Origin of the sequence: Bacillus sp. CDB3 (genome assembly GCF_002081505.1) — a bacterium.
Lineage (GTDB): Bacteria > Bacillota > Bacilli > Bacillales > Bacillaceae_G > Bacillus_A > Bacillus_A cereus_AT.
Genome location: NZ_ALBR01000096.1, coordinates 143716 through 153889 on the forward strand (window position 1 = coordinate 143716; position 10174 = coordinate 153889).

Here is a 10174-nt window from a genome sequence, read left to right on the forward strand (position 1 = left end):
GCCAACTTTATATTGGGGGAATAGGATGAAATTTTCAAAGCCACTTTTCATTACAGTAGCGTTTTTAATAGCGCTCGTTATCATTGTACCTGCTGCTCTTGTTATTCCGTTTGCGAAAGCAAAAGTAGGGGAAGAAGCAGCTTCTAAAACTCCTCCAGCGATAGAAAGTATACCAGCTCCAGGGAAAGTGGATACAGCGGTTCAGGTTGCTGTATATCGCGATCGGCAGAAGAAGGTAGAAACATTACCTATGGAGGAGTATGTGACCGGTGTAGTAGCTTCTGAGATGAATGCCAGCTTTGAAATAGAGGCGCTAAAGGCGCAGGCATTAGCAGCGAGAACATTTGTAGTCCAGCGCATGCTAAGCGGAGGTAAGAAAAACAATGCGGACGTGACAGATACGGTGAAAGATCAAGTGTACAAAAGCAAAGAAGAATTGAAGAAACAATGGGGTAATAACTACGAAAATAATTTAAAGAAAATCGAGGAAGCCGTTTCGAAAACCGCAGGACAAGTTTTAACGTATGATGGAAAACCAATTTCAGCTTCTTTCTTCTCAACGAGTAACGGCCGGACAGAAAATGCAGCTGATTATTGGGGAAATGATTATCCATACCTGAAAAGCGTAGATAGTCCGTGGGATCAAGCATCTCCAAAATTTACGAGCGAGCAAACATTTACAGTAGCTGACTTTCAAAAACGTCTCGGTGTGAAAGTACTAGCGGACGGAAAAGTCGGCGATATTAAAGACCTTACAGAAGGCAAACGAGTAAAAGATGTAGCGTTTCAAGGAAAAACATTAACAGGAAAAGAAGTACGTGAAAAATTAGATTTACGCTCGTCTGACTTCACGTGGAAACAACAGGGGGATAAAATCGTCGTTACAACGAAAGGATTCGGTCATGGCGTTGGCATGAGCCAATACGGAGCGAATGGCATGGCAGCGGAAGGTAAGAAATATACAGATATCGTCGCTCATTATTATAAAGGCGTTGAAATAAAGACGATGAATGATTATGAAGGAAAATTGATGGTGAAAAAGTAGAACGTAAAAGAGGCCGTCCCAAATGGTAGTTGGGACGGTTTTCTTTTGTTGGTAGATAGATTATTTTTGTCGTATTTTGTAGTTAAGTCGATATATTTGGAGTCGTGAACGATATAACTCAATTTCCGTTGAGATAAATTCGATTATCATTGCAATCGTAACAAAGAAGAAAATAGCTTTAGTCAGAAGTTCAATTTCGGAACGTCCTTTTTGTCACTATTTGTAGAAATAAATGGAAGTTCCCCTGCGTGCTACGTGTTATAATACAGTTATGTGAATATATAAAATATAATAACAGGGGGGTAGTGAAAAAATGATGATGGATGTACCACTTCTCATTCCGTCCATGATGGAACGAGCGGAGAAATATTTTTCGAAAAAGGAAGTTGTCTCACGGACTGCATCGCGTATTCATACATTAACATACGGAGAAATTGCAAAGCGGACGAGAAGGCTTGCTAGTGTATTAAATCGAATGGGAATTGAACAAGGGGATAAAGTAGGGACAATTGCTTGGAACCATCATAGGCATTTGGAAGCATACTTTGCGATTCCAGGAATCGGAGCGGTGCTACATACAATTAATTTAAGGCTTTCCGCTGACCACATTTCATATATTATTAACCATGCAGAAGATAAAATCATTCTTGTCGATGAAGATATGGTACCTATATTAGAGAGTATTCAACACGAAATCCCGCATATAAAAGCCTTTATTATTATGACAGACGATCATAAACTACCTCAAACAACACTATCACCAGCATATCATTATGACCAATTACTCGAAGAAGGCGATGAGACATTTCCGTTTGTAAAAGATTTAGATGAAAAAGAACCAGCCGGTATGTGCTACACATCAGCTACAACAGGAAAACCGAAAGGTGTAGTTTACACACACCGTAGTATTGCGCTCCATAGTTATACACTTGGACTTGCAGATGGCGGGAATATATCAGAAGTAGACACTTGTATGCCTGTCGTTCCAATGTTCCATGTTAATGCATGGGGATTACCGTTTGCGGGTACATGGTTTGGGACGAAACTCGTATTACCAGGACCGCATTTCACACCGAAAATTTTAGCGGAGTTAATTGAAAGTGAGAAAGTAACAATTACGGCTGGCGTGCCGACAATTTGGATTGGCTTATTACAAGAACTTGAAAAGCATCCATATGATATTAGTAGCGTAAAAACGATATGGTCAGGTGGATCAGCGGCTCCGCAAAGTATGATTCGTACGTATGAAGAGAAATATGAAATTGCATTTAGACAAATATATGGAATGACAGAAACGAGTCCTGCTGTTGTAATTAATTGTCCGAAATCATATCAACGCGATTTACCGAAAGAAGAATATTATAACTTGCGCTCTCGCCAAGGATATTTATTCCCTGGGCTAGAAATGAAAGTGATTGGACAAGACGGTGAAATTAAGTGGGACGGGGAAGAAATGGGAGAACTTTGTCTAAGAGGCCCGTGGATCGCTGGTAGCTATTATAAAGATGAGCGTACAGAGGAATCGATGAAAGATGGTTGGCTCCATACAGGAGATATCGTTACAGTTGATTCGGAAGGATTTATTAAAATTGCTGATCGCACGAAAGATTTAATTAAAAGCGGCGGTGAGTGGATTTCTTCAGTAGATTTAGAAAACGCTTTAATGTCACACGATAACGTATTAGAAGCATCTGTCGTAGCAGTTCCACATGAAAAATGGCAAGAACGTCCCGTTGCTTGTGTCGTATTAAAAGAAGGACAAGCAGTAGAAAGAGAAGAGCTGTATGCTTTACTAGAAGCTGAATTCCCGAAATGGTGGATGCCAGATGATATTTTATTCGTAGATGAAATTCCGAAAACATCTGTAGGGAAGTTTTTAAAACGAGCGCTGCGTGATCAGCTGAAGACTTATATGGTGGAGCAAAAATAGAGAAGAAGGCTATCCTGATGGATAGCCTTCTTTGTTGATACAGTTTAAAAACATTGTATCAAATATCATAATTTTCCATTAATTGTTTGATATAATTAGAGAAAAACACTTGGGGGAGACAGAATGGCGTTATTGGAGTTGAAACAATTAGGGAAGACGAACCAGTTACCGGCAGTTGAACTGAAGGTTGAAAAAGGACAATGTGTTGTTTTGCAGTGTAATAACCATACAGCTAAAGTGTTGCATCGCATTATTATCGGAGAAGAAGAGGCTTCTTCGGGCAGTGTGCTATTTGAAGGGGAGCCGATTGGAAAGAAAGTATATTCACGCATCGGTTTTTGTTTTTTGAAAGATGAAGCATACGACCGTTTGAAGGTGAAGGAGTATTTCAAGTTCTTATTAGGGCTTTATGAGTCACATATGAGTATAGAAGAAGTTGTACAATATGTCGGTCTCCTAGATAAGTTGAACGTTAAAATAGAAAAATTGTCATTTTCAGAGAAACGCCGTCTTCATCTTGGGCGAGTTATGATTCATAATCCGGATTTAGTTATTTTGGAAGAGCCAGAGCAGAATGTAGATACAGAGAGTACGATTATTATTCGAAAAGCGATTATGAAAATGAAAGAGCGAGGAAAGGCGATCTTTATTACGTCATCTTTCTTATCGGACGCTCTTTCGCTAACAGAGGATGTGTACATATTAAATCAAGACGGTGTAAGAAAAGTTGAGATCGAGCAAGAAGAAGTTGAAGAAGTCGATGAAGAAAAGGTAGTTCAAATGATTCCGCAAATGAAACTTGAAAGAATACCAGCGAAAGTGAACGATAAAATCATTTTACTGGATCCAATGGAGATTCATTTCATTGAAACACAAAATGGAGTGACACATATTCATGTGCGCGAAGGAGATTTCGTATGCGCATTAACATTAAGTGAACTAGAAGTGAGATTAACAGGATTCGGATTCTTTAGATGTCATCGCTCGTACCTTGTGAATTTACAAAGAGTACGAGAAGTGATTACTTGGACTCGTAATAGTTTTAGTTTAATTTTGGATGACGAAAGAAAAAGTTCAATCCCGCTTTCAAAAGGACGGATGGATGAGTTAAAAGGTGTAATTGGGCTATGAAAATGCTCCAATAAGCTCAAAATACGATTCATTCACCGGTAAAAATACTCCTTTTACCGGTATTTTACTGCGTAACCCTTTTGTTTTTCATATGATTGAGTCAAGAAAAGCGAAACAAACAAACGAAAAGCGCTAAAGCGACTTTCATCTATAAAAAGAAAAACAAAGGGGATGACGAAATGACATTGGCAATTGAAATGAAAGATGTAATGAAAAGTTTCGATGGAAAAACGGCCCTTCGAAATGTAAATATTGAGGTGAAGCAAGGAGAAATCTTTGGATTCCTCGGACCGAGCGGATCTGGAAAAACAACAACAGTAAAGATTTTAACGTCTCAATTGCTTCATAGCGTTGGAACAGTACGAGTGTTAGGGAAAGACATTACAGGGCCAAGTAGTATCGATTACAAACGAATTGGTATTTTAACAGACAACAGCGGTTTATATGAGAGACTTAGCATTTATGATAACTTACTATTATTTTGTGACTTATACGATTGTAAAAAAGAACGAATCGATGAAGTGCTAGCGCAAGTGAATCTATTAGATGATAAAAAAACACAAGTAAAAAAATTATCAAAAGGAATGAAGCAGCGCGTCACATTAGCTAGAGCGATCCTTCACAAACCAGATATCCTCTTCTTAGATGAACCAACATCCGCACTTGATCCGGTAAACGTACAAAACATTCATAAAATCTTAAAAGACTTAAATAAAGAAGGAACGACGATTTTCTTAACGACGCACAATATGGACGAAGCAGAAACACTTTGTAACCGCATTGCCTTTCTGTGCGGCGGAGAAATTGTAGCTCTTGATACACCGGAAAACCTTCGCTTGCAATACGCGAAAGATCAAATACAAGTTGTGTTAACAGATAAGAAGAAAGAAATTGTGAAAAAAGACGAATTAGGTGCAAAACGTATTTCAGAATGGATGAAAAAAGGTGAATTACTATCCATTCATTCACACGAACCAACGCTAGGTGATATCTTTATTGAAGTTACTGGGAGGGGATTATAATGACATTTTCAATGAGACGATTTTCAGCGATTTTCCGGAAAGAGTTACAGGATTTTAAAACGAATTCACAAACTTTAATTATGTTGGTAATGCCACTTGTCTTTTCGGTATTATTTAGTCGTTCAGATAATATGAGAGAAGTTGGAGCAAGTACGTTAACTGCGATGGCGTTAGTTATGGTTGGAGGCTTTGTACAGGCGATGCTTATCGCTGAAGAGAAGGAAAAAAATACGCTTCGTGTTCTTATGCTATCACCAGCATCATCTATTGAAGTATTAATTGGTAAAAGTTCATTAACAGGTATGATTACAGTTGCAATCTGTTTTATTAATCTACTTATTTTAGGTAAATTAGAAGGTAATTTTGCATTATTATTACTCATCTTTGTTCTTGGAATGCTAATATTTAATCTCATTGGTACTTGTATCGGATTATTAGCTCAAAATGTACCGCAAACATCAACAATTGGATTACCAATATTAATGACATTTCTTTTCGGTGATTTAATTGGAATGTTTGTGAAGAATGAAGTCGTTACAAAAATAATCGATTATTTACCAACTCGTCATATCGGTCTTGCAGTTAGCAGTGTTATAAAAGGTGGAGGTTTTAGTGCAATTACTAGTAATTTATTGAACATAACTATTTGGTTAGTTGCAGTACTTGTTATTACGCTCTTCATTTATAGAAAGAAACAAATGGACTAAAAACTGAGCTCAAACGCTCAGTTTTTTCCTTTTTCTATCATTTCCTCGGAAATTTTACAATTTCTATACATATTTTTACATATTTTGTCGAAAAGTAATTAGTTATAGGTTGTATAGGATGTTTGAATATTGTTCAAAATGATTGCTGAGGTGATGATGGAATGCGAGGAAGAAATAATAAAAAGTCGCGAAAAGTAGTACATTTATTTCAAAGAAGATGGGTGTTTCCGGCACTATATATTGCTTGTGCAGCGGTAATCTTAATGGTTGCACTATGGTTCCAAGGAGCTAATCCGAAGAAAGCTCCGAACCAAGATCAAGCAACACCGTATACACAAACGGAAAATCCAGCAGTACCAGTAACAAAGTCTTCAGAAGTAGTGAAAATGCCAGCTGCAGCAAATGCAGAAGTAGTAGTACAGAAGAAATTCTATGAAGATGCAGCATCAGAGGCGGAACAAGAAAAAGCACTTGTCTTTTATAACAACACATATTCCCCTAATAAAGGAATCGACATTGCTGCGAAGAACGGAAAAGAATTTGATGTGACAGCTGCTTTAAGTGGTACAGTAACGAAAGCTGAAAAAGATTCACTTCTTGGTTATGTTGTAACAGTAGATAGTGGAAATGGTGTAGCAGCATCTTATCAAAGCTTAGGTAGTGTGAAAGTAGAAAAAGGTGCAAGAGTTGCGCAAGGTGAAGTGTTAGGAAAATCAGGTCTAAGTGCAATGAATAAAGATGCAGGTTCTTACGTTCACTTTGAAGTGCGTAAAGACAATGTGGCTGTGAACCCTGAGCGTTATTTAAATAAATCAGTAGCAGAAATTAAAGCTGATGCAGGTGCTGCAAAGGCGACAAATGCTTCTGGTAAAAAAGCTGATGACAAATCTCAAAAAGAAGAAAAGTCAACAAGCACGAAACCAGAAAGTAAAACAGAAGATAAATCTCAAAAAGAAGAGAAATCAACGAGCGGTTCAACTAGTGATAAAGAGACGAACAGCAAGCAAGATGAGAAATCTCAAAAAGAAGAAAAATCAACGAATGGTTCTACAGAATCATCTAACGATTCTTCTTCACAAGAATAATAAAATGAAAAGATCAGTTCTCACTAGAGAGCTGATTTTTTCATTTTTATATAAAAATAATTAATTTCGAGAAAAAAGTTGCAATAACAAGGAAAAATGACGAGATTCTCGAATATATATTACAAAAGGGAGGGGATACTGTGTCATTTTTATCTGTTCTGTCGATTGCTATTATTTTATTGTTTGTTTTATTCGCTTTATATTATTATATTGCCGGTAAGAAGGAAGTTCCCCACCACCAGTTGTTGAAAGAAGATTGTGACCGAGAAGAGTGACACCTTTTATAAAAAGGTGTCATTTTTTTTCGCCATAATTGTCAACTTTAACGTATTTCTCACAAAAAAACGTAATTTTTCTTCACTTAGTCCGTAAAAATAGTGAACATGTAGCATATATCAGTAGTGCGGGCAATACAATGGTATAAACCAATGCAAAGAGAGTGTTTGAGGTGAGAAATCGTGAATCATTTCATTATAAATCCAAGAATGTTTAACGCTTACAAACAGCACTCACATTTACTTCATAGTCGTATGCAGCGAGTCTCATTTCACACTTCTCACATCCAATTTAGGGAGGCGAGTGGTGTGCACGATTACATCAAAGAGAGAACTATCAAGATTGGCAAGTATATCGTGGAGACAAGAAAGACAGTGCGTGTAATTGCAAAGGAGTTTGGGGTATCAAAGAGTACAGTCCATAAAGATTTAACAGAACGTTTGCCAGAAATTAATCCAGAGCTCGCAAATGAAGTGAAAGAAATTCTTGATTATCATAAGTCTATTCGTCATTTAAGAGGGGGAGAAGCAACAAAACAGAAGTATCGTAAAGAAGATATAGAAAAGCCTGTACGCCAATAAATATAAGAGAGCAAACATTCCTTGCAAATTCGGTAATATTTTTCAGAAGAATTCTTTTTGCGAATATTACGTTTCTGTTAAATTTATGATAAAATCAGAAATTAGGTGTAAAAGAATTCGGGTGTAACCTGATTTTGAATATCGAGGAGGAAAAGACGGGAATGTTTGCGCGAGATATCGGAATTGACCTAGGTACGGCTAATGTATTAATTCATGTTAAAGGTAAGGGTATTGTATTAAATGAGCCATCTGTTGTGGCAATTGATCGTAATAGTGGAAAAGTATTAGCAGTAGGTGAAGAAGCAAGAAGTATGGTGGGACGTACACCTGGTAATATCGTGGCAATTCGTCCACTTAAAGATGGTGTAATCGCAGATTTCGAAATTACAGAAGCAATGTTAAAGTATTTCATTAACAAATTGGACGTGAAGAGCTTCTTCTCAAAACCTCGCATTTTAATTTGCTGTCCAACAAATATCACATCTGTAGAGCAAAAGGCAATTCGTGAGGCTGCTGAACGTTCAGGTGGTAAAACAGTATTTTTAGAAGAAGAACCAAAAGTAGCCGCAGTTGGTGCTGGTATGGAAATCTTCCAACCAAGCGGTAACATGGTTGTTGATATTGGTGGAGGTACAACAGATATCGCCGTACTTTCTATGGGTGATATTGTTACCTCTTCCTCTATCAAAATGGCTGGCGATAAGTTTGATATGGAGATCTTAAACTACGTTAAACGTAAGTATAAGCTATTAATTGGAGAACGTACTTCAGAAAATATTAAAATTAAAGTTGGTACAGTATTCCCAGGTGCACGCAGTGAAGAGCTTGAAATTCGCGGACGTGACATGGTAACAGGTTTACCACGTACAATTACAGTATGCTCTGAAGAAATTACAGAAGCACTAAAAGAAGACGCAGCTATCATTGTACAAGCTGCAAAAGGCGTACTAGAGCGTACACCACCAGAACTATCTGCGGACATTATCGACCGCGGTGTTATTCTAACAGGCGGTGGAGCTTTATTACACGGTATCGACATGCTTCTAGCAGAAGAATTAAAGGTACCAGTATTAATCGCTGAAAACCCAATGCAATGTGTTGCTGTTGGTACAGGTATTATGTTAGAGAACATTGACAAACTACCAAGACGTGCTTTGAAATAAAGAGAACGAATATGAACTATACTCCAAGTCGTGGACGCTTAAAAAAGTCCACGACTTGTTTTTTTATGTTTTCAGGCTCATTCTTCGTTATAGTGGGAATAAGTAAGGTTGGTTTTTAAAAAAATAGTATAAAAATAAAAAAATATTGCGTATTACAGAGCGAAATTTGACCGCGAAGCTTATGTTTACTAGGTTTTCATTGTATATGGAGTACAAATTCTATTTTTATATATTTTTTATTTTTAAGAAAATCAAAGGATAATAAAGAAATATAGAGATAATAGGATGTATACACATGTATTCAACTATATTTGGGGTTTTCTTATTTGAAATCACATGTAATATAATAATGCAGAATACGACACTTAAGGAAAAGTATGTTTTTATACATAGTTCCTTTCCCTAATATGGGCACACACTTTTTTCTATTTCCGTGTCAGCAGTAATTAGTTATATAGTTTTTCTTAAGAATAAAGTGTGTGCATTTTTTACAACTTATTTATGTAACGATTGTTCCGTTCCGATTCGTATAGTGAGTGATGAACTTCCCATCTTAAAATTTTTAGGTGGGGAGGAGGAAGTCCCTAAATAATGTAGTCCCCGTTTAATAATGACAAAAAGTTAACAAAATGGGATAATAAACTATACCCTAGTGGTAAGACCAATCTTTTTTTAGAAAAAGGAGCGATCGTTACATGTTAAATATAGAACAAATTAAAGAAATTATCCCGCACCGCTATCCATTCTTACTCGTTGATAAAATTTTGGAAGTAGAAGAGGGTAAGAAAGCGATCGGAATTAAAAATGTAACTGCGAACGAAGAATTCTTTAATGGACATTTTCCTGATTATGCAGTAATGCCAGGCGTGTTAATCGTAGAAGCATTAGCACAAGTTGGAGCAGTTGCTGTATTAAAGAAAGAAGAAAATCGTGGAAGACTTGCTTTCTTTGCAGGCATTGATAACTGTCGCTTCAAAAAACAAGTACGCCCAGGTGATCAACTTCGTCTAGAAGTAGAAATGACGCGCGTACGTGGTCCAATTGGAAAAGGAAAAGCAATCGCAACAGTGGATGGTGAAGTTGCGTGTGAAGCTGAAATTACATTTGCAATTGGTGATAAAAAAGAATAGATAGAATAAAAAAACTTCTTGTATTTGTACAAGAAGTTTTAATTTTAACGTTTATTACGTGGTAGGTCGTAGACGTACGTACAACGGNGTAAACGGNGTAGNTG

The 10174-nt window shown here is 37.0% G+C and carries 10 protein-coding genes; all 10 read left to right on the forward strand.

Annotated elements, in window-relative coordinates:
- Positions 1-25 precede the first annotated feature (25 nt).
- On the forward strand, positions 26-1045 hold the full coding sequence (spoIID, locus tag CDB3_RS24135; protein ID WP_128856220.1) for a stage II sporulation protein D: 1020 nt from the start codon (positions 26-28) through the stop codon (positions 1043-1045).
- A 313-nt stretch (positions 1046-1358) separates the two neighbouring features.
- The gene (locus tag CDB3_RS24140) at positions 1359-2975 is read left to right on the forward strand and encodes a long-chain fatty acid--CoA ligase (protein WP_128856221.1); all 1617 of its coding nucleotides are present in this window, start codon (positions 1359-1361) and stop codon (positions 2973-2975) included.
- A gap of 123 nt (positions 2976-3098) precedes the next feature.
- Positions 3099-4106, forward strand: coding sequence for a LytTR family transcriptional regulator DNA-binding domain-containing protein (locus tag CDB3_RS24145; RefSeq protein WP_128856222.1), 1008 nt, complete (start codon positions 3099-3101; stop codon positions 4104-4106).
- A gap of 179 nt (positions 4107-4285) precedes the next feature.
- Entirely contained in the window at positions 4286-5128 is an 843-nt protein-coding gene (locus tag CDB3_RS24150) for an ABC transporter ATP-binding protein (protein WP_128856225.1), read from the forward strand.
- Complete coding sequence (locus CDB3_RS24155; protein WP_097832443.1) at positions 5128-5835, forward strand: ABC transporter permease; 708 nt, start codon at positions 5128-5130, stop codon at positions 5833-5835. Before CDB3_RS24150 ends, CDB3_RS24155 begins: the two co-directional genes overlap by 1 nt.
- Positions 5836-5996: 161 nt before the next feature.
- Positions 5997-6920, forward strand: coding sequence for a stage II sporulation protein SpoIIQ (gene spoIIQ, locus CDB3_RS24160; protein ID WP_097832442.1), 924 nt, complete (start codon positions 5997-5999; stop codon positions 6918-6920).
- A gap of 140 nt (positions 6921-7060) precedes the next feature.
- A complete protein-coding gene (locus CDB3_RS24165) occupies positions 7061-7195 on the forward strand; it encodes a hypothetical protein (protein WP_044738197.1) in 135 nt (44 codons plus the stop codon).
- A gap of 309 nt (positions 7196-7504) precedes the next feature.
- Positions 7505-7777 carry a sporulation transcriptional regulator SpoIIID gene (spoIIID, locus tag CDB3_RS24170; RefSeq protein ID WP_000544010.1) on the forward strand — a complete coding sequence of 91 codons (273 nt, stop codon included), beginning with the start codon at positions 7505-7507 and terminating at the stop codon, positions 7775-7777.
- A gap of 161 nt (positions 7778-7938) precedes the next feature.
- The gene (gene mreB, locus CDB3_RS24175) at positions 7939-8940 is read left to right on the forward strand and encodes a rod shape-determining protein (protein ID WP_002123831.1); all 1002 of its coding nucleotides are present in this window, start codon (positions 7939-7941) and stop codon (positions 8938-8940) included.
- Positions 8941-9635: 695 nt separating this feature from the next.
- Positions 9636-10070, forward strand: coding sequence for a 3-hydroxyacyl-ACP dehydratase FabZ (gene fabZ / locus CDB3_RS24180; RefSeq protein WP_074532622.1), 435 nt, complete (start codon positions 9636-9638; stop codon positions 10068-10070).
- Positions 10071-10174: the final 104 nt, after the last annotated feature.

What these genes read in the sequence shown, in the direction of transcription:
- CDB3_RS24140 (WP_128856221.1), top strand. Translation starts at nt 1,359, where the DNA reads ATGATGATGGATGTACCACTTCTCATTCCGTCCATGATGGAACGAGCG.
- CDB3_RS24150 (WP_128856225.1), top strand. Translation starts at nt 4,286, where the DNA reads ATGACATTGGCAATTGAAATGAAAGATGTAATGAAAAGTTTCGATGGA.
- CDB3_RS24155 (WP_097832443.1), top strand. Translation starts at nt 5,128, where the DNA reads ATGACATTTTCAATGAGACGATTTTCAGCGATTTTCCGGAAAGAGTTA.
- fabZ (WP_074532622.1), top strand. Translation starts at nt 9,636, where the DNA reads ATGTTAAATATAGAACAAATTAAAGAAATTATCCCGCACCGCTATCCA.
- spoIIQ (WP_097832442.1), top strand. Translation starts at nt 5,997, where the DNA reads ATGCGAGGAAGAAATAATAAAAAGTCGCGAAAAGTAGTACATTTATTT.
- CDB3_RS24145 (WP_128856222.1), top strand. Translation starts at nt 3,099, where the DNA reads ATGGCGTTATTGGAGTTGAAACAATTAGGGAAGACGAACCAGTTACCG.
- mreB (WP_002123831.1), top strand. Translation starts at nt 7,939, where the DNA reads ATGTTTGCGCGAGATATCGGAATTGACCTAGGTACGGCTAATGTATTA.
- spoIID (WP_128856220.1), top strand. Translation starts at nt 26, where the DNA reads ATGAAATTTTCAAAGCCACTTTTCATTACAGTAGCGTTTTTAATAGCG.